This window comes from Paraburkholderia sp. EG304, assembly GCF_046543485.1.
Lineage (GTDB): Bacteria > Pseudomonadota > Gammaproteobacteria > Burkholderiales > Burkholderiaceae > Paraburkholderia > Paraburkholderia youngii.
On record NZ_JBKGUA010000012.1, the window covers coordinates 179,883 to 201,030 of the forward strand.

Genomic DNA, 21,148 nt, shown 5'->3' on the forward strand with positions numbered 1-21,148 from the left:
GTCCTATGAGGGGGCTGTGATGCGATTGCTGACTGGTCTGCTGGCGAGAGCGTTCGACGTCGCGATGATCGTGGCTGGGGCCTTCGCGGCCTCCCAGGTACGCTTCGACGGCGGCTCGCAACGCAGCCTCTATTTCGCGTTCGTCGCTTTTGCCGCGGCGTTTGCTCTCGCGGTCTTTCCGGCGCTCGGCGTGTACCAGTCCTGGCGCGGCCGCTCGAAAAGAGTGCTGGCGAGCCAGGTGGCGCTCGGCTGGCTCGTCGTGCAGGCTTGCGCGATGGCGCTGATGTTCTCGCTGCACCGGATCGACTTCGTGTCGCGGCTCTGGTTCGTGTACTGGACCGGCATTTCGGGTGCCGCGATGATGTCCGGCCGACTGGTCACGCATGCGCTGCTCGGCCGCATGCGCCATGCGGGGATGAACTTGCAGCAGGTCGCGGTGGCGGCGTGCGGCGATCATTGCGACGAGATCATCCGCAAGATCGAAACCTCGCCCGCTGCCGGCTTTCGCGCGAACGCGTTGTATAACCTGCACCCCGACTGTTGCGTGCTGCCGCACCCGTCGGTGCAGGTGTTCGAAGAACAGGCCGCGTTCGCTCGCTACGTGCGCGAGCAACAGATCGGCGAAGTGTGGCTGGCGCTGCCGCTCACCGAGGAGCGCGCAATACTCAAGCTGGTGGCGGAGTTTCGCAACGACCTGATCAATGTGCGCTTCATGCCCGACGTGCGCTCGCTGGCGCTATTCGAAGGCAGCATGACCGAGTTGCTCGGCTTGCCGACGATCAATCTCGCCGCGTCGCCGCTGCCGCCGCAGGCGTTGGTGCAGAAAGACCTGTTCGACCGTCTGTTCGCGCTCGTCGCATTGATCGCGATCTCGCCGATCCTGCTCGGTTGCGCGATAGCCGTCAAACTGAGTTCGCGCGGCCCGGTGTTCTTCAGGCAGCGCCGCAAAGGCGCCGACGGCCGCGTATTCACGATCTACAAGTTCCGCACGATGCGCTTGCACGAGCAGAAGCCGGGCGTTCTCGAACAGGCGACACGCGGCGATCCACGCATCACCAGCGTCGGCGCGTTCTTGCGCCGCACGAGTCTCGACGAACTGCCGCAGTTCTTCAACGTGCTGCGCGGCGATATGTCGGTGGTGGGGCCGCGTCCGCATGCGCTCGAACACGATGATCTCTATCAGAACATCGTGTCGGGCTATATCCATCGTTATCGGATCAAACCCGGCATTACCGGCTGGGCGCAGATCAACGGTTATCGCGGCGAGACCGATCGCCTCGAAAAGATGGAAGGCCGTGTCGCGCACGATCTGTACTACCTGCGCAACTGGTCATTCTGGCTCGACATGAAGATCATTCTGGCCACGATTTTCAAGGGGCTTCATCATCCAAACGCGTACTAAGCATGATGCTATCCGGAGTTGAAAACGTAGTGAGACGATCAGCAAAGCGGGTCTCGCTTTACCGCTTTCACCACGATCACGGCTTGCAGGCGAGAAGAATATTGGAGCGACTTGAAAGCAGATATGGCAAGGCCGACCCGAACAACCTGCGGCTCGCGGACGCCTATGCGCGAGACGTGTTCGGCGACTCGGTCTACGCGCCCTGGCTGCGCGTTTATACCGCGTTTTGCGGCACATTCAAGGAAGGCTGGATTCCGGACAACTACTATGGCATCGTCGTCGTGCCGCATCTGAAAGGCTGGTACGGCAAGATTTCGAGCCTCAAGCCGATTTCACGGCTGATCTTCGACGGCGACGAATTGCCGGACCTGGCGTACTTTGCCAACGGGCTGTTCTTTACGGACAAAAGCGTCGTGGTACCCGAGCGCGACCTGAAGGACGTCGTGTTCGAGCATACCGAGCGCGTCGCATTCAAGCTCGACGGTTCCGGACAGGGCAATGGTGTCTACTTCTTCGACCGTGCCAGCTTCGACCCAACGGTCATCAGGTCGCTCGGCAATGGCGTGATTCAGACCTTCATCGACCAGCACAGTCTGTTCGCCGCGTTTGCTTCGAAACCGGTGGCGACGCTGCGCTTCACGACCGTGGTGGACGACGCCGGCCACATTTCTGTTCGAGCCTGCTACTTGCGGCTCGGCCGAGCCGAAGATACGCATGTGCTGGCGGATCGCGAAATATGCGTATCGGTCAACCTCGAGACGGGCGAACTGTGCGACCAGGGGTATATGAGCGACTGGGGCGCGGTAGAGTCGCATCCGGACTCGGGCGTGCACTTTGCGGGCGTGAAGATTCCGTGTTTCGACAAATGCATGACGACCGTGCTGCGCCTGCACAGGAAGATTCCGTTTGCGCGCTGCATCGGTTGGGATCTCACGGTCGACTCGAACGACAAGGTCAAGTTGATGGAATGGAACGGCAAGCACAACGACGTCAAATTCAGCGAGGCGACGCAAGGCCCGTGCTTCGCGGATCTGAACTGGGAACGGCTCAGGGCCGAACCTGACGTTGGACGGATGCCACCGGTCTGATCGGGCAGGGTAATAAACGCAGCGGGAGACGCGACGTGAGCGAACAGTTATGGTGCGTCCACATCGAAGGGCTGAACGACTTCATTGCCGTCGATTCGGAGGAATCGGCGCGGCACGAGGCGTCGGCGATCAATGCGTATATCGATCGCGCCGACAGAAGCTCGCGTGCCGCGCGTTTGCGCGCGGTGGTGGTCGAATGGCCGTTCAGCGCCGACGGCCACGCCAGAGCGCTCGATACCGACTGGCACGATCTGCAGCGTATGCCGCATAGACAGCAGGCTGCGGCGCGCGCCGACAGCGTGCTGTCGAATCTCGCGCGGCGCGTCAAGGAACTGTTGGGCGTCGCGCGCGCGGACAGGGACGATGCATGAACCGTGGCGATGACAAACCGCGTTATGCGGGCAGCGGCACGTCCTCGATCAGATCCGCGTTCACCGCGCGAATCCTGCGATCGACAAAGTAACCGCCGCCTTCGACGTAGCGCAAATACAGTCGCCCGCAGGTCGAGCATTGCCATACGCCGCAGCGGTTGTACGGGAAATAGCGCGGCGCGATCGGCGCATCGGCCGACCAGTAGCTCGTTTTATCGGGCAGATATTCGCCGAAGGTCGGCTCGGGATCGTCTTCCGGCATCAGCGTGCCGATCTCCTCCAACAAGCTCTCGTCGAGTGAAAGCGGTTGCGATTGCCAGCCGTCGAGGGCAGTGCGCGTGCATTCGCAAGGCCCGGCGGCGCGTTGTTGTTCCAGGCGCCGCTGCGCCGCGCGCGCGAGGTCGAGAAGGGTTGCAGTGTTCAGGTGGTGCGCCATGTGGCTAGTAGCAAGGGGTTCATGGGCCGTTGATCGTCCGGTCGCGCTGTGTCGCGAATCGCACCGTCGGTCACGAGACCGCGTACGCCGAGGCTTTGCGCGTATGTCGCCATGATCTCGTCCATCAGTGGCTGCGTGAGGTCGCGAGTGCCATCGATCACGAGCACGACGCCGGGGCGGAAGATTCGAACGCGCGAGGAATCGCGAGATTGTCGCCGGCGCGTGTATGGATCGTCAATGCGGTATTGATCCTGCTCGCTCTCAGGGTCTCGATGCTCGTCAGCTAACTGCTGCGATCAGGAAGGGGCGAGCATAACCTGTGCACGGGAGGGGAGACACCGTGCGCTCCCACCAACGCAGTGGTGGCGGGAGCGGTGTTACGGTTTGCGCGGAAGCGGTACGAAATGTTCGCCGTCACGTCGGTTGGTGACGACATAGCCATCTCGCTTGCGTATCTTCAGAAAGAAGAGCACTGGCGCCGTATTCGGATCGCCACCGCATTCGAGCGTATGGTTCTCGTGAACCCCGACGATGAAATAGTTCTTCTCATCCGAGACGTCGAATAGCAGGCATTGGGTTCGGTTGGAGGAGAGGTGATGCGTTTGGGTGACTTTCGCTGCTCGCTCCGCAGCCTGATCCGCGGTGGAGATCGCCTGCGCCGATGCCGCTGCATGCGCGCCGGCGAGCAGCAGGGCGAAGGTCACCATTCTTGCCCGCATGGTTTTGGCTGGTTCACCGAACGTCATATTGGTCAAGTTTGCGTGATTGAATGATACTGATCAATTTAGCGCCGTACTGAGGGTCGGTCGCGTAGTGGTTGCGGGCTATTTCAGTAGCGAATCCAATGCTGTCAACATGGAGGAAAGCGGAGCGGAAGCGGGCGTTGTGTTCGAGCATGGCGGCGTAATCCTCCGCGGCCTCGTCATAACTGCTATAGGCCCTGAAGGTGCCCGTGGATGCGACGGATACGCCGTTTACGGTTTCATGGGTACCGAACGTTGTACTTTGTCCATTTGGTGCGCGGCCTTTGATACCGAAGTATGCATTGCCCCTGACGGTCCTCCCCCAGTTACTTTCCAGCGCGGATTGTGCAAGGACCACACCTGCTGGTATTCCGTATTTGCGCTGTATATTCTGCGCGGTGCAAAGGTGGTCACGAATGAAGTTGGAAACATAGGCATCGCCTACGTTCGCGTTGTTCCGACGGTGTTTGGGCATATATGGCTCCTGAATCCCCACAACGGGAACCCCGAAGCTAACGTGACAGTTGACTGTTGGCTATGGGCGAAGGATGAAATTGAAAACCGCAGTGTTCGCTGTATCAAAGCCGGCTCCCTCCCCCGAATCTTGCGAGCCTGAATACGAGCGGCGAATTGCGCCTCACAGAACCCCTCACCCCGCACGAATCGAATCGATGACCAGTTGCATCGCCGGCGTGACGCGCCGGTTTCTGCGCAGAATCAGCCCATATGGTGCGAGCCGGCCGCGCAACGGCGTCGCGATCGCGGCGATCGCATCGAGTGCGACGTAGTACTGCGCGACCGAACTCGGCAGCACGGCGAGCATGTCCGAATCGCGCAGCAACGACAGCGTGGTCAGGATCGACGACGTCTCGACCGTGCTGACCGGCGGCGCGACCCGCGACTCGCGAAACGTTTGATCGATCACCTGGCGCATCGGGCTCGGATGCGGCTGGATGATCCACGGATAGCGTGCAAGGTCCGCCAGCTTGGGCCGCGTGCCCGTTTGTTTGCCTGTTTTGACGGCTGGATGATCGGGCCGCACGACGATCGACAGCGCCTCTTCCGCCAACGTCTCGAAGCTCAGATCGAGTGCCGGAAAACCATCGGGAATCCGACCGATCACGATGTCGAGCTGATCCTGTTGCAGCGACTGCACCAGCACGTCGCTGGTGTCGATCGTGACGGCCATCTGCAGGCGCGGATGCGCCTCCTTCAGCTTGACGATCGTGTGCGTCAGCAGTTCGGGCGACGGCGCCATCACCGCGCCGATGCGGACCTTGCCGATGTCGCCGGCCTCGATGCCGGCCAACTCCTCGCGCAACTCGTCGAGATCCTCGAACACGACACGCGCATAGCGCATCACGGCCTCGCCGAAGATCGTCGGCTCCATGCCGCGCGCATGTCGCACGAACAGCGATACGCCGAGCGTGTCTTCGAGTTCCTGCAAGGCCTTGGTCGCCGCGGGCTGGGTCATCGCGAGATCGTCCGCGGCGCGCCGCAGCGATCCGGTTTCCGACAGCGCGACCATCAGTTGCAGATGCCGTAGGCGCAGACGCTTGCGAATGGTGGAGGCGGGCGGGATCATGAGCGATAACTTTAAGGTATCGGCCGATTCGATTTATTCAGTGGTCAGTTATCGGATAGTTTCGCACACTAGCGGTTATCGCAGAACGGCAATCGCGACGCCGTTCGCGCTAACAAGACCAAACTGGAGACGACGCATGACGATGACCGCGAGCCCCGCGCTCGACAGCGCGATTGCCAAAGCGCGCACGAGGCTGCTGCCTTTTCTGATCCTGATGTACGTACTGGCGTTTATCGACCGCGCGAACGTCGGCTTCGCAAAGAACGTGCTACAGGCCGACACCGGCTTGAGCGACGCGGCGTTCGCCTTCGGCGCCGGCATTTTCTTCGTCGGCTATGCGGTGTTCGAAGTGCCGAGCAATCTGCTGATGTACCGCTTCGGCGCGCGCGTCTGGATGAGCCGCATCATGGTCACGTGGGGCATCGTGTCCGCGTGCACCGCCTTCGTCGACAGCGCCACGAGCTTCTATGTGCTGCGCACGCTGCTCGGCATCGCCGAAGCCGGTTTCTTCCCCGGCATCATCCTGTTCCTGTCGAACTGGTTTCCCGCGAAAACACGCTCGCAGACGATCGGGATGTTCTATTTCGGCTTCCCGCTCGCGCTGTTGCTCGGCAGCCCGATATCGGGGCTGCTGCTCGATGCGGGCAATCCGTTTGGCATGCATCCGTGGCAGTGGCTCTTCGTCGTCGAAGGGCTGGCGGCGTCGGTGGTGGGTGTCGTGGCTTACTTCTATCTGACCGACCGGCCCGTCGAGGCGCGCTGGCTCGATGCCGATAAGCGTGATGCGCTCGATCACGCATTGCGCCAGGAAGACCGCCAGAAGCTCGCGCACGGTCCGGCTTCGGTGCTGGCGGCGCTGCGCGATTCGCGCGTGCTGTTCTGCGGCCTGATCTACTTCGCGGTGCAGATGAGCGTGTACGGTGTCGTGTTCTATCTGCCGACGCGCATCGCCGGGCTTGCGAGCGGTGGCCACGTCGGCGTCGAGGTCGGTCTGCTGACCGCGATTCCGTGGATCGCCGCGATCATCGGCACGTTCTGTGTGACGCGCTACGCCGACCGTCACGGTCATCACCGTATCTGGGCCGCGGCGATGCTCGCGCTCGCGGCGTTCGGCATTGCCGCTTCGGCGATGACGTCTTCGGTGACGCTGGCGATTGCCGCGTTCTGTTTCGCCGCGATCGGTTTCGTCTGCGTGCAACCGCTGTTCTGGACGCTACCCACCGGTTATCTGGGCGGCGCCGCGGCCGCGGGCGGCATCGCGTTGATCAATTCGATCGGCAATCTCGGCGGCTTCGTCGCACCGAACCTGAAGGGGCTCGCCGAGCGCGCGATCGGCTCGTCGCAGGCGGGGATGTTCTCGCTCGCGGTGGTCGGCCTGATTGGCGCATTGCTGTTGCTGACGTTCCGCTTCACGTCCGCTTCCACCTCCAGTTCCATCTCTCATCGCAATGGCCCGCTCGGCGAACGCAGGGGCCACTGACTTACCGACTCTCAGAAGGAAATCGTCGAACATGAAGATCAAGCATATCCGTACACGTGTTTTCGAGTGGAAGGGCAAAGTCGTCCCGCCGCAAGCGCATTTCTGCACGAACGCGGTCGATATTCTGTACGAGCGCGGCGACGCGATGGGTTCATTTCGCTTTCACGGCTGGCTCGTCGTCGAAATCGAATGCGACGACGGCACGGTGGGCATCGGCAATTGCGCGCTCGCGCCGCGCATCGCGAAGCAGATCGTCGACGAATACCTTGCGCCGATCGCGATCGGCGAAGATCCGTTCGACAACGAGTACATCTGGCAGAAGATGTATCGCCGCACGCTTGCCTGGGGCCGCAAAGGCATCGGCATGGCGGCGATCTCGGCGATCGATATCGCGCTGTGGGACATCATGGGCAAGGCCGTGAAAAAGCCGGTGTTCAAGCTGCTCGGCGGCCGCACGAAAGAAAAGATCTGGTGTTACGCGTCGAAGCTCTATAACAACGACGACCGCGATGCGTTCCTCGGCGAAGCACAAGGCTACCTGGACAGCGGCTTCACCGCGATGAAGATGCGCTTCGGCTACGGCCCGAAAGACGGCCCGAAAGGCATGGCGAAAAACATCGAACAGGTGCGTCTGCTGCGCGAACTGGTCGGCGACGAAGTCGACATCATGCTCGAATGCTATATGGGCTGGACGCTCGAATACGCGCGCAGAATGCTGCCGCGCCTCGCCGAATTCAATCCGCGCTGGATCGAGGAGCCGGTGATCGGCGACGATGTGGAAGGCTATCAGGAGTTGAAGAAGATGAACCTGATGCCGGTGTCGGGCGGCGAGCACGAGTTCACGAGCTACGGCTTCAAGGATCTGCTCGAACGCCGCGCGATCGACGTGATCCAGTACGACACGAATCGCGTGGGCGGCATCACGGCGGCGCGCAAGATCAATGCGATGGCCGAAGCGTGGTCGGTGCCGGTTATCCCTCACGCGGGGCAGATGCACAACTATCACCTGACGATGTCGAGCACCGCGAGTCCAATGTCCGAGTTCTTCCCTGTTTTCGACGTCGAAGTGGGCAACGAATTGTTCTACTACATCTTCGAAGGCGAGCCGCAACCGGAAAATGGCTATCTGCAACTGTCGGACGACGTGCCGGGCCTTGGCATCGAGTTGAGCGACAAGTATGTTGCCGATTTCAACATCGTCGAATGAATGGACAGACGCGAGGAAAGTATCGTCACGCTGATGGCGATGGAGCGAGTTAGCTAACGCGCGTCAGCGTTTCCTGCGCGGCCCGGTCGAAGCGCGCACCACCAGCTCGGGCGGCGGCCCGAGCACCATCGACGGCTGCCGCTCCGGCGTCTGGATCAGACGGATCAGACTCTGGATCGACAACTCCGCGACTGCCGCGGTTTGAATCGCGACCGTGGTCAGCGCGGGATGCACCTGATGCGCGAGTTGAATGTCGGTGATGCCGATCACCGACACGTCGTCGGGCACCGAGCGGCCGAGCGTGATCAACGCCTGGATCGCGCCGATCGCGAGCAGGTCGTTGGTCGCGAAGATCGCGCTCAGTTGCGGGCGGTTCGCCATCAGCTCCATGCAGGCGGCGAAGCCGGAGTCGATCGAGTCGCGGATCTGCAGCACCGCGGCGGCATCGGCTTCGATGCCGGCCGCGCGCATCGCCGCCCGAAAACCGTTCGAGCGCGCGTCCTGCAAACCGCCGCAACCGTCGCCGATCAGCAAGCCGATCTCGCGATGGCCGAGTCCGAGCAGATGCCGCGCGGCCAATTCGCCCGCGCGCGCGAAGTCGACCGCGATGCACGGTAACGCGGGCGGCGACTCCGGGTGCTCCCACATCGCGAGCAGAATCGGCGCGCTATGCGTCGCCGATGCGCACAGGTCGTTGATCGTGATGTCGGTGTTCATCACGAGCACGCCGTCGGCGAGCGTGCCGGCGATCTGGTTCAGATACGCGCGGCCGATTTCGGCGTCGTCGTCGGTATTGCAAACCATCAGGAAATGGCCGGTCTTGCGCGCCGCGCGCTCGGCGGCGAGCACGAACTCCGGATAGAACGGGTTCGAAATGTTCGACAACATCAGCGCGAGCGTCGACGAGCGGCCTTCGGCGAGCGCGCGCGCATTAAGGTTCGGCCGATAGCCGAGCTCGGCTATCGCCTGCAGCACGCGCTCAGCCGTTTCAGGTCGGACTTTCTCGCGATTGCGCAGCACGTTCGAGACGGTGGCGGCGGTAACCTGCGCGCGTTTCGCGACTTCGGACAACGTGACCATGTTGGGTTAGCCCAGATGTAGGGAGGTCAATTCAAATGTTGCAAACGACCGGCGACATTGCTAACTTCCTCAAAAACGTAACGGAGACACCTGCGATGACTTTTTCCGTCGAATTCGAATTTAAGCGATTAAATGCCGCCCGCACAAGGTCTGGGCGTTTTATTTCCGCAAAAATTTAAGCGGTTAAATTGAGGCGGAGACAGCATGGCGACGATTCTTTTGAGCGATGTGCAAAAGGCCTACGGCGACCATCCGCCGGTGGTCCGGCGCGTGAATCTGGAGATCGCGCAGCATGAGTTCTGCGTGTTCCTGGGTCCGTCTGGCTGTGGCAAGTCGACCTTGCTACGGATGATCGCCGGTCTCGAAGACCTCAGCGAAGGCGAGCTGCATATCGGCGGACGACTCGTCAACGACGTGCCGGCCGCCGAGCGCGGCGTCGCGATGGTGTTCCAAAGCTACGCGCTGTTTCCGCACATGACCGTGTTCGACAACATGGCGTTCGGATTGAAGCTCGCGAAGCAGCCGAAGGACGTGATCGAGCGCAAGGTGCGCGAAGCCGCGCGGATTCTGCAACTTGAAAGCCTGCTCGACCGGCATCCCAAAGCGTTGTCGGGCGGTCAGCGGCAGCGCGTCGCGATTGGCCGCGCGATCGTGCGCGAGCCGGGCGTGTTTCTGTTCGACGAGCCGCTGTCGAATCTCGATGCCGCGCTGCGCGGTCAGACGCGCGTCGAGATCGCGCGTCTGCATCAGAGGTTCGCGAACGCGAGCGTCGTGTACGTCACGCACGATCAGGTCGAAGCGATGACGCTCGCCGATCGCATCGTGCTGCTGCATGCGGGCGCGGACGCCGAGCGCTTCGGCAGCATCGCGCAGAGCGGTGCGCCGCTCGAGCTGTATCACCATCCGAAGTCGCGCTTCGTCGCGGGCTTCATCGGCTCGCCGCGCATGAACTTCATCGATGCGATCGTCGAATTGATCGAGCCGGGCCGCGTGACAGTGGCGCTGGCGGCGGGCGCGCAAAGGCTCGTCGCGGACGTCGATGGAGAACGGCTGCAACGCGGCCAGCGCGTCACGCTCGGCGTGCGCCCGGAGCATCTGCGGCTCGACGGCGACGAACAGTTCATTCACTGCGCGACCGTGTTGTCGGAACGGGTCGGTGAGCACAGCTATATCCACGCGGACCATGCGGGCGGCACGCTGATCGCGAAGGCGCCCGGCGATACGCCGCTCGGCGCGGGCGAACGCATCCGGGTTCACGTGCCGCCCGCTGCTTGCCATCTGTTCGACGAACAGGGACTCGCGTTGCGGCGTAGCACGTTCGAACCGGAACGCGCGGCCGCCTGATCGAATTCCGCCATAGAGCGGGTTACATCGCCGGCCACGCTGCGTAGCCGGTCAACAAGGTAGACAAGGAGACACAGATGATCGCTCTTCGCCTTCGCCGTCTTGCACAGGTGTCGATCGCCGCCGCCGTGGTAGCCGGCGCGCTCGGCAGTGCCGTGGTCGACGCGGCCACGCTGAACGTCAACGTATCGGCGCGCGGTAATCAGCGCTCGACCTGGCAGGACGCATTCGATCAGTTCAAGAAAGCCAATCCCGACATCGACCTGAAAATCACCTACGTGACCGAGGAAGCGTACAAGGTGCAGATGGGCGGCTGGCTCGCCACCGATCCGCCCGATGTCGTGTCGTGGCACGACGGCGAGCGGATGGCCTACTACGCGCAACGCGGTCTGCTCGAAGATCTGAGCTCGGACTGGGCGAAGAACGGCTGGTCGCAGCAGTATGCGTCGGTCAAGGACGCATCGACGTACAAGGGCAAGCAGTATGCGGCACCGCTCGGCTATGACGCGTACGGCTTCTTCTATCGCAAGGATCTGTTCGAGAAGGCCGGCATCAGGAGCGAGCCGAAAACGTGGGACGAACTGCTCGAAGCCAACAGGAAGCTGAAGGCGATCGGCGTCGCGCCGATCGCGGTGGCCGCGCGCGATAGCTGGACGCTGGCCGCGTGGTTCGACTATCTGGATCTGCGCATCAACGGCAACGAGTTTCATCAGCAGTTGATGGCCGGCGAAATCCCGTACACCGATCCGCGCGTGAAGAAGGTCTACACGACGTGGAAGACGCTGCTCGACAATAAAGACTTCATCGACAACGCACTGTCGTACGACGTCGATTCGATCGGCCCGATCCTGAACAACGGCAAGGCCGCGATGATGCTGATGGGCACGTTCTTCTCGGCGAGCTTCCCGCCGTCGGTCAAGGATCAGATCGGCTTCTTCCGCTTCCCGGTGATCGACGCCAACGTGCCGATGGCCGAGGACGGTCCCGTGAACGTGCTGCTGATTCCGGCGAAAGCGAAGAACAAGGCCGACGCGCGCAAGCTGCTCGCGTTCATGGAGACGCCGAAGATCAACGCGGAACTCGCGAAGGGCTGGGGACAGTTGCCGTCGAACAGCCAGGCCGCTCCGCCTGAAGATGCGATCTCGAAGGTCGGCTTCCAGACGCTCGCGAACACGAAGGGCGGCATCGCGCAGTTCTACGATCGCGACATGCAGAAGGAAATGGCCGACGAAGGCATGAAGGCCATGCAGCAGTTCTACAGCGATCCGTCGCAACTCAACAGCGTGCTCGCTCATCTCGAAGCGACCCGCAAGCGCATCTACCAGAAGTAAGTCCCACGGCGCCGGCCGCGTGAGCGCGGCCGGATTGCGAGTCCCGCTTCTGGGTCCCACTTCCGGGTCAATTCCGCCTTCGATTTCCGACGAGGCCGTTCCATGTCTCATACCGCAGCGCGCCGCCTGCCCGCGGCGCGGCACCGTCGCGTGTCGACGACGCGTCGTCATCAGCATCGCGCCGCGTTTTTCTTTCTGCTGCCCGGCTGTGCGTTGTTCACGCTGTGCGTGATCTATCCGATCATCAGCAGCATTTCGCTGAGCTTCTACAACTGGGATGGCATGACACCGAAGACCTTCGCGGGTCTTGCCAACTACGTCGAGCTGTTCCAGTCCGATACGTTCTACACGGCGCTGAAGAACAACCTGATCTGGCTTGCGCTGTTTCTGCTCGCGCCGCCTCTCGGTCTGCTGTTCGCGCTGTATCTGAACCAGCACGTGCGCGGGATGCGGGTCGTGAAGTCGCTGTTTTTCGCGCCGTTCGTGCTGTCGGGCGTCGTAGTTGGCCTTGTGTTCAGCTGGTTCTACGATCCGACGTTCGGGCTGCTGCGGTTGATCGTCGGTCGCGGCATTCCGGTGCTCGGCGATCCGCACGCGGTCACGTTCGGCATCATCTTCGCCGCGCTGTGGCCGCAGGCACCGTTCTGCATGATCCTGTATCTGACTGGACTCACCGGCATCAATCCCGAGGTGGTCGAGGCGGCGCGCATGGAAGGCGCGAAAGGGCTGCGACTGCTGTGGCACGTGATCCTGCCGCAACTGCGGCCCGCCACCTTCATGGCGGTGGTGCTGACCGTGATCGGCGCACTGCGCAGCTTCGATCTGATCGCGGTGATGAGCGGCGGCGGCCCATTCGACAGTTCCACCGTGCTCGCCTATTTCATGTACGACCAGGCGATCAAGTACTACCGCGAGGGCTATTCGGCCGCGATCGCGGTCGTGCTGTTCGCAATCATGCTCGTCTATATCGTGTTCCATCTGCGCCGCATGCTGCGCGAGGAACGCTGATTCTGTGAACGTCAGGAGTACCAGCTCATGTATCCGCTTCCCGTCGAACGCTGGAAACCGCTGAATCGCAGGCTTTACAAGGCCTCGCTGCCGCTTGCGCTGTTTATCTGGCTGCTGCCGATGCTCGCCGTGCTGCTGACCTCGATCCGCTCGACGGACGAGTTGTCGCAGGGCGACTACTGGACGTGGCCGAAACATTTCGCGCTGCTGGAGAACTACGGCACCGCGCTGACGCAAACGCCGATGCTGCATTACTTCGCCAATAGCGTGCTGATCACGGTGCCGTCGGTGATCGGCGCGATCGTGCTCGCGTCGATGGCGGGCTTCGCGTTGGCGACGTATCGCTTTCCGGGCAACACGGCCGTGCTGTTAGCGTTCGTCGCCGGCAATTTCGTGCCGATCCAGATTCTGATGATTCCAGTGCGCGACATGGCGCTGAAGTTCGGTCTGTTCAACACCGTGTGGGCGCTGGTGATCTTTCATGTGTCGTTCCAGACCGGCTTTTGCACCTTGTTTCTGCGCAACTTCATCAAGCAGCTGCCGTTCGAGATGATCGAGGCAGCGCGCGTCGAAGGGGCGAGCGAATGGACGATCTATCTGCGCATCGTGCTGCCATTGATCCGCCCCGCGCTCGCCGCGCTCGCGATCCTCGTGTTCACGTTCGTATGGAACGACTACTTCTGGGCGCTGTGTCTCACGCAAGGCGACGACGCCGCGCCGATCACGGTGGGCGTCGCCGCGCTGAAAGGGCAATGGACGACCGCGTGGAACCTGGTCGCGGCTGGCTCGGTGCTGGCCGCATTGCCTTCGGTGCTGATGTTCTTCGGAATGCAAAGGCACTTCGTCGCTGGACTCACGTTCGGCGCGAGCAAGGGCTAACGGGCGCTTGAAACACGATTGAAACGACGGCTCGACGTCAACTCACCACGAGACTTTCACATGCAACTTGGTGTCTGCTACTACCCGGAACAATGGCCGCGCGCGATATGGGCCGACGACGCGCAACGTATGGTCGAACTCGGCATCACGCATGTGCGGATCGCCGAATTCGCGTGGAGCCGGATGGAGCCGCGCGCCGGCGAATACGATTGGCAATGGCTCGACGAAGCCGTCGACACGCTGGCCAAAGCGGGCCTGAAACTCGTGCTCGGCACGCCGACCGCTTCGCCGCCGAAGTGGCTCGTCGACGCGCATCCGGACGTGCTGCCGGTGCGCGCGGACGGCACGCGCTGGAATTTCGGCTCGCGGCGTCACTACGATATTTCGAGCGACACGTACCGGCGCGAATGCGTGCGCATCGTCACCGCGATGGCGCGGCGCTACGGGCGGCATCCGTCGATCGTCGCGTGGCAGACCGATAACGAACTCGGCTGCCACGATACGGTGCCGAGCTATTCGGCCGCGACTTTGCAGCGCTTTCACGCTTGGCTGCAGCGGCGCTATGCAACGATCGGCGCGTTGAACGACGCGTGGGGCAACGTGTTCTGGAGCATGGAGTACCCGTCGTTCGACGCGATCGGCTTGCCGACGCTGACGCCTACCGACGCCAATCCGATCCATCTGCTCGACTTCCGCCGCTTCATGTCCGACGAGGTCGCGAGCTTCCATCGCGAGCAGATCGACGTGTTGCGCGAGCATGCGCCGAACGCGGATCTGCTGCACAACTTCATGGGCTTTTTCACGACCTTCGATCACTATCGCTTCGCGGCCGATAACGCGATCGACATCGCCGCATGGGACAGCTATCCGATCGCGCGCACCGAATCGATCGCTTTGCCGGAGGAGCAGAAGGCGCGCTTCGCGCGCACAGGGCATCCCGATGTGTCCGCGTTCGATCACGACCGCTACCGCGGCATTGGCGGCGGGCGCTTCTGGGTGATGGAGCAGCAGGCTGGTCCGGTGAACTGGGCGCCGTGGAATCCGGTGCCGGCGTCGGGCATGGTGCGGCTGTGGGCGTACGAGGCGTTCGCGCATGGTGCGGAGCTGGTGTCGTATTTCCGTTGGCGCCAGTGCCCGTATGCGCAGGAGCAGATGCATTCCGGGCTCAATCTGCCGAACAACGAACTGTCGCCGGGGGGTCTGGAAGTGCAACGGGCCGCGCGTGAGATCGCGGGCAGTACGGCGCTGTCGACGCTCGCCGCGCCCGCGCAAGCGGCGACCGCTCTGGTATTCGACTATGAGACGCAGTGGATGTTCGACATCCAGCGTCACGGCAAGGGCTTCGACTACCAGACGCTCGCGTTCGACTATTACGAGTCGCTGCGCGAACTCGGGCTCGATGTCGATATCGTGTCGAGCCGGGCAGATCTTTCAGGCTATCAGCTAGTCGTGGTGCCGAGTCTCGCGGTGATCGACGCCGCGCTCGTCGAGCAGATCACGCGTTCGAACGCGCAATGGGTGTTCGGCCCGCGCAGCGGCTCGAAAACCGACGCGTTCGCGATTCCGGATAATCTGCCGCCCGGCGTGTTGCAACGCGTGCTGCCGATCCAGGTGCTCGAAGTGGAAACGCTGCGCTCGACGCTCGCGCCCGCGCTGTCGCTCGACGGCACCGCGGGTCACGCGCTGCACTGGCGCGAGCATGTGCGCGCCAATGGCGAGACACGCATTGCCGCGCGCTTCGACGACGCGTGGCCCGCGCTGCTGACGTACGGCAACGTGCGCTATGTGGCCGGCTGGCTGTCGCATGAACTGCATCGCACGTTGTTGCGGCAGGCGGCGCACGACGCCGGCCTCGATACGCAGATGCTCGCCGACGGACTGCGGCTGCGCCGCCGGGGCGGCCTGACCTTCGCATTCAATTTCGGCGCGCAACCGGTGCAGGTGCCGGCGCCGCGCCATGCGACGTTCGTGCTCGGCGAGCCGCGCCTGAATACCGGCGACGTTTGCGTGTGGAAAGACGCGTGACGTGGTGCGGTTGTCACAGTAGTCACGAACTAAACCGGGGAGGAAGCGGTAACAGCAGTTTGAAACTCGCAGTTCAACACTCGAAGGTTGCAATACCGACGCATCAAACCAGGACCGGGCGGCCCGCCAGGAGCCGCGACTAATCGATGGAGGATGACGGATGAACCGAAGAGAGATGCTGGGATGGCTCGCGGGCGCCGCTGCGGCGGCGGGTGTCGGCGCCGGTGTCGGCGCGCCCGCTATGGCGGCCGAACTCGGCCGGCAGACAGGGCCGGCTGGAGAGCAGAGCGCGGCCTGGCCGGGCGCGGCCGCACTTCCGAACCGCTTCGCGTTAGGCGCGGACGTGTCGACGTTGCTCGAACTCGAAGCGAACGGCGCGAAGTACTACGAGCATGGCGAGGCACACGACTGCCTGCAGATTCTGAAGCGTCACGGCGTCGATTCGATCCGTATCAAGGTGTGGAACGATCCTGGCAATCCCGACTTCTTTCCGGCGAATCAGAGCCCCGCAGCCGGCTGGAATAATGCCGGGCACGTGCGCATCCTCGCGCGTCGCGCCGCCGCGCTGGGCCTGCGCATTCTGATCGATTTCCACTACAGCGACTGGTGGGCCGATCCGGGCAAGCAGTATCCACCGCACGATTGGGCCGGCAAGGACATCACCGAGACCTGCGCGCTGCTGTCCGCGTATACGTCGAACGTATTGCGGATGCTCGAGCGCGACGGCGTGCATCCCGAGTGGGTGCAGATCGGCAACGAGATCACCGGCGGCATGCTGTGGCCGCTCGGCAAGTACGATCAGCTCGATAACCTCGCGGCGCTGCTGAAGGCCGGGCACGACGCGGTCAAATCGGTGGACGGGCGCATCAAGGTGATGCTGCACATCGACAGCGGCGGCAACAACGCGACGAGCCGCTGGTGGTTCGACAGCATGACGCAGCGCGGCGTCTCGTTCGACGTGATCGGCCTGTCGTACTACCCGCAGTGGCAGGGCTCATTCAGCGACCTGCAGGGCAATGTGAACGACCTCGCGACGCGCTACGACAAGGACGTGATCGTCGTCGAGACCGCGTATCCGTGGACGACCAGCGACGGCGATTCGGAACCGGACTCGATGACCAACGTCGGCACCTCGCCGTATCCGCAGACGCCCGCCGGCCAGGCGCAGTTCCTCGGCGCGGTGACCGACATCGTGAAGGCGATCCCCGACGGCCACGGCAAGGGCGTGTTCTGGTGGGGGCCGGAGTGGATTCCGACGCCGAACGTCGGCTGGAAAGTCGGCGCGGGCGATCAGTGGGACAACAACACGCTGTTCGATTTCCACGGCAATGCGTTGTCGTCGCTGGATGCATTCCGGCGGCGCTGACGCGTCGCGGGCGGCACGCCGGCATTACTGTGCCGGCGCTGCCTGCCCCTTGTGCTGGTTCACGCACTCCGACGTGATCGCCATGCTCGCCTGATCGGGCGTCATGTGAGGCGCGTCGGGGCGGTAGATCTTTTCGATGATCGCATTGACGGCCGCGCGGTCGGATGGGTCCTTGTAGTAGCGGGCGGCCTGGTCGAGCGCCTGAGCTTTGGTCTTCTTGTGGGCGCGCCACGACGCGACCTGGCCGGCGATATCGCCGAGCGCGAAACATTGATTGCTGACGGTCTGCGCGACGGCCTGAGTGGCCGGCTGCGCGACGCACAGCGCGACGAGCGCGGATACGACTACGCGTTTCATTACCGGAATCCTGAGATGAGACGGCGGCGGCGCGGAAGCGGCGGTGGTCGCCGCGCCGGGTCGCGCGCGGAAAAATTGTTGCGTAGTGTATCGGGAAGTGGGCCGGGGCGCTTTTTGCCGCGGTGGATCACAATGCCGCAGGCAAACGGGCGTGACGTCGCTGCGCTACAACGGCAGCGGCCGATCCTCGAAAATGCTCTTCATGACCAGCGTCGACGACAGCCGCAGCACGCAGGGCAGCGTCAACAGATAGCGGTCGTAAAGCACCTGGAACGCCTTCAGATCGCGAGTGACACCCAACAGCCTGAGTGCGGCCTTTTCTGGTCGACCGTGGACGACCCAGAGCGGCCCCTCGCATTTCTCGAAACCGGTCATTGGGACTGCGCTTGGCCGCTGAACGACCGGGCTCCACTTCAGCTAGTCGCACCGTCATAGTGTTTCTGCCAGTTGACATACGCTGCAGTACCCATTTCGTCGACGTTCGGCATTTCACCGACATGGACGTGCTGGAAAAAGCTCAGGCAATGGCCCCAAGGCGATTTTTCGGGATTGGACTCAATCCAGCACGAATGTCCCAAGCGCTTCCAATCCACCGACTTGTCATCATTGCAGCGCCAAAGGAGCTCTCGCGCGATTGCCTCGCACCAAGTCAAAGCTTCGTCGGCCGACCCTGCTGAGATAAAGACTCCAGTTGTCGATTCATAGTCTTCGATCAGTCCGCGCTCGAATAGCTGTCGCGGTTCAGGCTCGTGGTACTGGAAAATGACGAGGTATTCATGTGCCATGTCGTAGGGCCCTGTTTAACGACTTCACATCGCGTCCATTGCTACCAATTGTCGACGATCTCAGCGGCGACGTCGACCGGCTGTTCCTGGCCGACCCCGGTCCGACGTAGACCGGCGGACGTGGTCGGCCATAGATCGGCTGCGTCGGGCAGTAGGCGACCCACAACCGCCTTTCGAGCCAATGCAAGGAGTGTGGCCGGTTGCAAGCTGGAACGGACATTCGCGCGGTCTCCCCGCTTGTCAGTCGTCGGCCATTGCGGTCATTGGGCCAATCGCCGGCCAAGGGCTGCTATGGGTCGGCGGATTCAACCGGTCGATGCAATAGTTTGCTGGAACCGTTCAGCCGGCGTTTCGTAATTCAGTGTCTTCCTTGGACGCTCATTCAGCCTTCTTGCCACGGCATTAAGTTTGGCCTGAGAGTAGACCGACAGATCGATACCTTTCGGGAAGTACTGCCTCAGGAGACCATTGGTATTTTCATTTGAACCACGTTGCCAGGGGTGCTTCGGATCGCAGAAGTACACGGCGATGTCAGTGGCAATCGTGAATCGTCTGTGACCTGCCATCTCCGTGCCTCGGTCCCATGTGAGCGATTTATACAGTTCGTGTGGCAGCTTGCTGGCATGTTTGATCAGCGCATTGACTACCGTCTCACTGTCCTTGCTGGTGAGCTTCACCAGCATTACATAGCGTGTCTGGCGCTCTACAAGTGTTGCAATCTGGCTGCCGCTGCTGCCACACAGAAGATCCCCCTCCCAGTGGCCAGGTACCGCGCGGTCTTCCACTGTGGCGGGGCGTTCGCTGATTGATATCGCGTCGCGAATCCTGCCGTGATCGTCCGTCTTCTGGGTGTGATGCCGCGAGCGACGCATGGCCCGGGTGCGCCGCAAATGTTCCAGCAGCTCTTTCTTCAGGGCACCGCGTGCCTGAATGAAGAGACTGCGGTAGATGGTCTCGTGTGACACGTGGCGATCCTCGTCGCGCGGCCAGGCGCGTTTCAGCCATCCAGCAATCTGCTGCGGTGACCACTGCATCTGGAGCTTGTTGGCAACTATATGGGCCAGCACCCGATGCCTGGCCAGTTTGCAGACTGGGCGGCGACAATCATTTTGGCCGGCGCATTGACTCAGGTTTTTTGTTACCGAGCGAGGGTCGTTGCCTCATGTAATTTGCTACCCGTCAGAATGCTGGCGGGAGCGACTTATGGCGAGGCAGCTCAGCATGACAACACGACGGGAATTGACTGAGGCAGTCGGTGAGCGGTACCGCCGTTCTGGCCGGAACGAGAAGCGCGAGATCCTGGATGAGTTTGTTGAGGTGACGGGCTATCACCGCAAGCACGCCATCCGTGTGCTGTGCCGGGAGCCGCAGCCGTCGAGGGCGAAGCCCGGTCCGCAGCGACGCTACGATGACGAGGTGCGGGCCGCGTTGATCACGCTGTGGGAAGCTGCCGACCGGATCTGCGGCAAGCGCCTGAAGGCGCTCATTCCGACGCTGATCGACTCCATGACACGGCATGGTCACCTGACGCTATCGAAGCGGGTTCGCCAACGGCTGAACCAGATCAGTGCCGCCACCATTGACCGGCTGCTGCGGGACGTACGCGAGCAAGCCTTCAGCGGTCAACGCCGGCGCTCTGGCGGAGTCGGCAATGCAATTCGCCGTGCGGTGCCAATCCGCACGTTCTCTGACTGGAACGATCCGTTGCCCGGCTATCTCGAGGTTGATTTCGTCGAGCACTGTGGTGGCACCAAGATCGACGGCGACTTCGTGCACAGTTTCGTGATGACAGATATCGCGACCGGCTGGACCGAATGCCTGGCCATGCCGTATCGCAGCGGGGCGTTCGTTCTCGAGCACATCGAGAGTGTTAGCCGTGCCCTGCCATTTCCGCTGCGTGGTCTGGATTGCGATAACGATACTGCCTTCATGAACGAGGCCGTATTCGACTTCTGCAAGGCAACGGGGATCGAGCTGACACGTTCTCGTGCATACAAGAAAAACGATCAGGCGTGGGTCGAGCAGAAGAATGGATCAGTCGTGCGCCGCCTCGTTGGGTATGGCCGGTTACGCGGCCTCGAAGCCACGCAAACCCTTGCCGCCCTTTACGAGGTATCGCGGCTGTACATCAACTTCTTCCAGCCGTCGTTCAAGCTGAAATCAAAGACACGTCACGGCGCCAAGGTGACGAAGCGCTATGAAGCGCCTTTAACGCCGCTTGAGCGCGTGCTGCGTTCGGCTTCGGTGCCGGAGTCAACCAAACGTCGACTGCGTACCCGGTTCAGGGCGCTCGACCCACTGGACCTCTTGCGTCGAATGCGAGAAGCCCAACAGCGCGTCGCCGAATGCAGCGCTTCCGGCGCGGCGCCGAAGGAGGCTACAACACCTGATCAAGTTCCACTCGCCGACTTCCTGGCAAGTCTTGGAACAGCGTGGCAGGCCGGCGAAGTCCGGCCGACGCATCACCGAAAAGCGCGCGTCCCACATGACTGGCGCACCCGGGAAGATCCGTTCGAGCATACCTGGCCGAAGATTGTCACCTTCCGGCATAAAGGAGCCGGGTATTTCCGGCATATAGGCGCCAGAAGAAGCGGGTAGAAACGAGCATCTTGGTGGGTTCAAGAATGGGCGGTTTAGCTGCCGTTTGCAAGGTTCAAGTGA

Annotated in this window: 20 protein-coding genes and 2 pseudogenes; 12 read left to right on the forward strand and 10 right to left on the reverse strand. The window is 62.2% G+C overall.

Translation table 11 applies throughout. The annotated features are described in order from the left end of the window. Nucleotides 1–19: 19 nt before the first annotated feature. From ACLFKU_RS17190 to ACLFKU_RS17200, 3 genes are read left to right on the forward strand one after another with little or no spacing between them, the layout of a single operon-like run. The gene (locus tag ACLFKU_RS17190) at nucleotides 20–1,402 is read left to right on the forward strand and encodes an undecaprenyl-phosphate glucose phosphotransferase (protein WP_368586618.1); all 1,383 of its coding nucleotides are present in this window, start codon (nucleotides 20–22) and stop codon (nucleotides 1,400–1,402) included. Nucleotides 1,403–1,404: 2 nt separating this feature from the next. Next, nucleotides 1,405–2,490 carry a sugar-transfer associated ATP-grasp domain-containing protein gene (locus ACLFKU_RS17195; protein ID WP_410849849.1) on the forward strand — a complete coding sequence of 362 codons (1,086 nt, stop codon included), beginning with the start codon at nucleotides 1,405–1,407 and terminating at the stop codon, nucleotides 2,488–2,490. Between the two features lie 35 nt (nucleotides 2,491–2,525). Continuing rightward, nucleotides 2,526–2,861, forward strand: a complete 336-nt coding sequence (locus tag ACLFKU_RS17200; protein ID WP_368586620.1) for a hypothetical protein — start codon at nucleotides 2,526–2,528, stop codon at nucleotides 2,859–2,861. Nucleotides 2,862–2,883: 22 nt separating this feature from the next. Here the strand turns inward: ACLFKU_RS17200 and ACLFKU_RS17205 are convergent, their stop codons facing one another. The 5 genes and pseudogenes from ACLFKU_RS17205 to ACLFKU_RS17225 form a co-directional block, all read right to left on the reverse strand. Further along, a complete protein-coding gene (locus tag ACLFKU_RS17205; protein ID WP_410849850.1) occupies nucleotides 2,884–3,297 on the reverse strand; it encodes a hypothetical protein in 414 nt (137 codons plus the stop codon). Nucleotides 3,298–3,347: 50 nt separating this feature from the next. Beyond that, nucleotides 3,348–3,541 (reverse strand): annotated as a pseudogene (locus ACLFKU_RS17210) (RraA family protein); the annotation flags it as partial. 133 nt (nucleotides 3,542–3,674) lie between these two features. Continuing rightward, the gene (locus ACLFKU_RS17215; RefSeq protein ID WP_368586622.1) at nucleotides 3,675–4,004 is read right to left on the reverse strand and encodes a hypothetical protein; all 330 of its coding nucleotides are present in this window, start codon (nucleotides 4,002–4,004) and stop codon (nucleotides 3,675–3,677) included. A gap of 25 nt (nucleotides 4,005–4,029) precedes the next feature. Then, nucleotides 4,030–4,515 (reverse strand): glycoside hydrolase family 73 protein, encoded by a 486-nt coding sequence (locus ACLFKU_RS17220; protein ID WP_410849851.1) that lies wholly within the window; start codon nucleotides 4,513–4,515, stop codon nucleotides 4,030–4,032. A 174-nt stretch (nucleotides 4,516–4,689) separates the two neighbouring features. Beyond that, nucleotides 4,690–5,625, reverse strand: coding sequence for a LysR family transcriptional regulator (locus ACLFKU_RS17225; RefSeq protein ID WP_410849852.1), 936 nt, complete (start codon nucleotides 5,623–5,625; stop codon nucleotides 4,690–4,692). Nucleotides 5,626–5,761: 136 nt separating this feature from the next. On the opposite strand from ACLFKU_RS17225, the gene ACLFKU_RS17230 reads away from it, so the two are divergent. After that, nucleotides 5,762–7,105 carry an MFS transporter gene (locus ACLFKU_RS17230; RefSeq protein ID WP_410849853.1) on the forward strand — a complete coding sequence of 448 codons (1,344 nt, stop codon included), beginning with the start codon at nucleotides 5,762–5,764 and terminating at the stop codon, nucleotides 7,103–7,105. 31 nt (nucleotides 7,106–7,136) lie between these two features. Further along, nucleotides 7,137–8,312 carry an L-rhamnonate dehydratase gene (locus ACLFKU_RS17235; protein WP_410849854.1) on the forward strand — a complete coding sequence of 392 codons (1,176 nt, stop codon included), beginning with the start codon at nucleotides 7,137–7,139 and terminating at the stop codon, nucleotides 8,310–8,312. Nucleotides 8,313–8,375: 63 nt separating this feature from the next. Here ACLFKU_RS17235 and ACLFKU_RS17240 read toward each other — a convergent pair whose 3' ends face one another. Beyond that, the gene (locus ACLFKU_RS17240; protein ID WP_368586627.1) at nucleotides 8,376–9,392 is read right to left on the reverse strand and encodes a LacI family DNA-binding transcriptional regulator; all 1,017 of its coding nucleotides are present in this window, start codon (nucleotides 9,390–9,392) and stop codon (nucleotides 8,376–8,378) included. 204 nt (nucleotides 9,393–9,596) lie between these two features. Here ACLFKU_RS17240 and ACLFKU_RS17245 point away from each other — a divergent pair, with 204 nt between their 5' ends. The 6 genes from ACLFKU_RS17245 to ACLFKU_RS17270 all read left to right on the forward strand — a co-directional run bounded on the left by ACLFKU_RS17245 (nucleotide 9,597) and on the right by ACLFKU_RS17270 (nucleotide 17,345). Continuing rightward, the gene (locus ACLFKU_RS17245; RefSeq protein ID WP_410849855.1) at nucleotides 9,597–10,736 is read left to right on the forward strand and encodes an ABC transporter ATP-binding protein; all 1,140 of its coding nucleotides are present in this window, start codon (nucleotides 9,597–9,599) and stop codon (nucleotides 10,734–10,736) included. A gap of 77 nt (nucleotides 10,737–10,813) precedes the next feature. Continuing rightward, nucleotides 10,814–12,067 carry an ABC transporter substrate-binding protein gene (locus ACLFKU_RS17250; protein ID WP_410849856.1) on the forward strand — a complete coding sequence of 418 codons (1,254 nt, stop codon included), beginning with the start codon at nucleotides 10,814–10,816 and terminating at the stop codon, nucleotides 12,065–12,067. A 102-nt stretch (nucleotides 12,068–12,169) separates the two neighbouring features. After that, a complete protein-coding gene (locus ACLFKU_RS17255) occupies nucleotides 12,170–13,075 on the forward strand; it encodes a carbohydrate ABC transporter permease (RefSeq protein ID WP_368586630.1) in 906 nt (301 codons plus the stop codon). A gap of 27 nt (nucleotides 13,076–13,102) precedes the next feature. Beyond that, the gene (locus ACLFKU_RS17260; RefSeq protein ID WP_410849857.1) at nucleotides 13,103–13,954 is read left to right on the forward strand and encodes a carbohydrate ABC transporter permease; all 852 of its coding nucleotides are present in this window, start codon (nucleotides 13,103–13,105) and stop codon (nucleotides 13,952–13,954) included. A gap of 60 nt (nucleotides 13,955–14,014) precedes the next feature. Continuing rightward, nucleotides 14,015–15,979 (forward strand): beta-galactosidase, encoded by a 1,965-nt coding sequence (locus tag ACLFKU_RS17265; RefSeq protein ID WP_410849858.1) that lies wholly within the window; start codon nucleotides 14,015–14,017, stop codon nucleotides 15,977–15,979. A gap of 160 nt (nucleotides 15,980–16,139) precedes the next feature. Beyond that, on the forward strand, nucleotides 16,140–17,345 hold the full coding sequence (locus tag ACLFKU_RS17270; RefSeq protein ID WP_410849859.1) for an arabinogalactan endo-beta-1,4-galactanase: 1,206 nt from the start codon (nucleotides 16,140–16,142) through the stop codon (nucleotides 17,343–17,345). 24 nt (nucleotides 17,346–17,369) lie between these two features. Here ACLFKU_RS17270 and ACLFKU_RS17275 read toward each other — a convergent pair whose 3' ends face one another. The 4 genes and pseudogenes from ACLFKU_RS17275 to ACLFKU_RS17290 all read right to left on the reverse strand — a co-directional run. Continuing rightward, entirely contained in the window at nucleotides 17,370–17,702 is a 333-nt protein-coding gene (locus ACLFKU_RS17275) for a hypothetical protein (RefSeq protein WP_176120664.1), read from the reverse strand. A gap of 165 nt (nucleotides 17,703–17,867) precedes the next feature. Beyond that, complete coding sequence (locus tag ACLFKU_RS17280) at nucleotides 17,868–18,077, reverse strand: hypothetical protein (protein WP_410849860.1); 210 nt, start codon at nucleotides 18,075–18,077, stop codon at nucleotides 17,868–17,870. A gap of 38 nt (nucleotides 18,078–18,115) precedes the next feature. Next, complete coding sequence (locus ACLFKU_RS17285; RefSeq protein WP_410849861.1) at nucleotides 18,116–18,487, reverse strand: hypothetical protein; 372 nt, start codon at nucleotides 18,485–18,487, stop codon at nucleotides 18,116–18,118. Nucleotides 18,488–18,792: 305 nt separating this feature from the next. Then, nucleotides 18,793–19,587, reverse strand: a pseudogene (locus ACLFKU_RS17290) (IS30 family transposase); the annotation flags it as partial. Nucleotides 19,588–19,690: 103 nt separating this feature from the next. Between ACLFKU_RS17290 and ACLFKU_RS17295 the strand changes: the two are divergent. Next, nucleotides 19,691–21,085: an integrase catalytic domain-containing protein gene (locus ACLFKU_RS17295; RefSeq protein WP_410849862.1), complete on the forward strand. Its 1,395-nt coding sequence runs from the start codon at nucleotides 19,691–19,693 to the stop codon at nucleotides 21,083–21,085. Nucleotides 21,086–21,148 lie beyond the last annotated feature (63 nt).

Excerpts from the sequence above, each read along its gene's own strand:
- ACLFKU_RS17240 (WP_368586627.1), bottom strand. The coding sequence starts at position 9,392 with ATGGTCACGTTGTCCGAAGTCGCGAAACGCGCGCAGGTTACCGCCGCC.
- ACLFKU_RS17280 (WP_410849860.1), bottom strand. The coding sequence starts at position 18,077 with ATGACCGGTTTCGAGAAATGCGAGGGGCCGCTCTGGGTCGTCCACGGT.
- ACLFKU_RS17260 (WP_410849857.1), top strand. The coding sequence starts at position 13,103 with ATGTATCCGCTTCCCGTCGAACGCTGGAAACCGCTGAATCGCAGGCTT.
- ACLFKU_RS17275 (WP_176120664.1), bottom strand. The coding sequence starts at position 17,702 with ATGAAACGCGTAGTCGTATCCGCGCTCGTCGCGCTGTGCGTCGCGCAG.
- ACLFKU_RS17230 (WP_410849853.1), top strand. The coding sequence starts at position 5,762 with ATGACGATGACCGCGAGCCCCGCGCTCGACAGCGCGATTGCCAAAGCG.
- ACLFKU_RS17205 (WP_410849850.1), bottom strand. The coding sequence starts at position 3,297 with ATGGCGCACCACCTGAACACTGCAACCCTTCTCGACCTCGCGCGCGCG.
- ACLFKU_RS17270 (WP_410849859.1), top strand. The coding sequence starts at position 16,140 with ATGAACCGAAGAGAGATGCTGGGATGGCTCGCGGGCGCCGCTGCGGCG.
- ACLFKU_RS17245 (WP_410849855.1), top strand. The coding sequence starts at position 9,597 with ATGGCGACGATTCTTTTGAGCGATGTGCAAAAGGCCTACGGCGACCAT.
- ACLFKU_RS17225 (WP_410849852.1), bottom strand. The coding sequence starts at position 5,625 with ATGATCCCGCCCGCCTCCACCATTCGCAAGCGTCTGCGCCTACGGCAT.
- ACLFKU_RS17265 (WP_410849858.1), top strand. The coding sequence starts at position 14,015 with ATGCAACTTGGTGTCTGCTACTACCCGGAACAATGGCCGCGCGCGATA.
- ACLFKU_RS17255 (WP_368586630.1), top strand. The coding sequence starts at position 12,170 with ATGTCTCATACCGCAGCGCGCCGCCTGCCCGCGGCGCGGCACCGTCGC.
- ACLFKU_RS17220 (WP_410849851.1), bottom strand. The coding sequence starts at position 4,515 with ATGCCCAAACACCGTCGGAACAACGCGAACGTAGGCGATGCCTATGTT.
- ACLFKU_RS17215 (WP_368586622.1), bottom strand. The coding sequence starts at position 4,004 with ATGGTGACCTTCGCCCTGCTGCTCGCCGGCGCGCATGCAGCGGCATCG.
- ACLFKU_RS17250 (WP_410849856.1), top strand. The coding sequence starts at position 10,814 with ATGATCGCTCTTCGCCTTCGCCGTCTTGCACAGGTGTCGATCGCCGCC.
- ACLFKU_RS17195 (WP_410849849.1), top strand. The coding sequence starts at position 1,405 with ATGATGCTATCCGGAGTTGAAAACGTAGTGAGACGATCAGCAAAGCGG.
- ACLFKU_RS17285 (WP_410849861.1), bottom strand. The coding sequence starts at position 18,487 with ATGGCACATGAATACCTCGTCATTTTCCAGTACCACGAGCCTGAACCG.
- ACLFKU_RS17295 (WP_410849862.1), top strand. The coding sequence starts at position 19,691 with ATGGCGAGGCAGCTCAGCATGACAACACGACGGGAATTGACTGAGGCA.
- ACLFKU_RS17190 (WP_368586618.1), top strand. The coding sequence starts at position 20 with ATGCGATTGCTGACTGGTCTGCTGGCGAGAGCGTTCGACGTCGCGATG.
- ACLFKU_RS17235 (WP_410849854.1), top strand. The coding sequence starts at position 7,137 with ATGAAGATCAAGCATATCCGTACACGTGTTTTCGAGTGGAAGGGCAAA.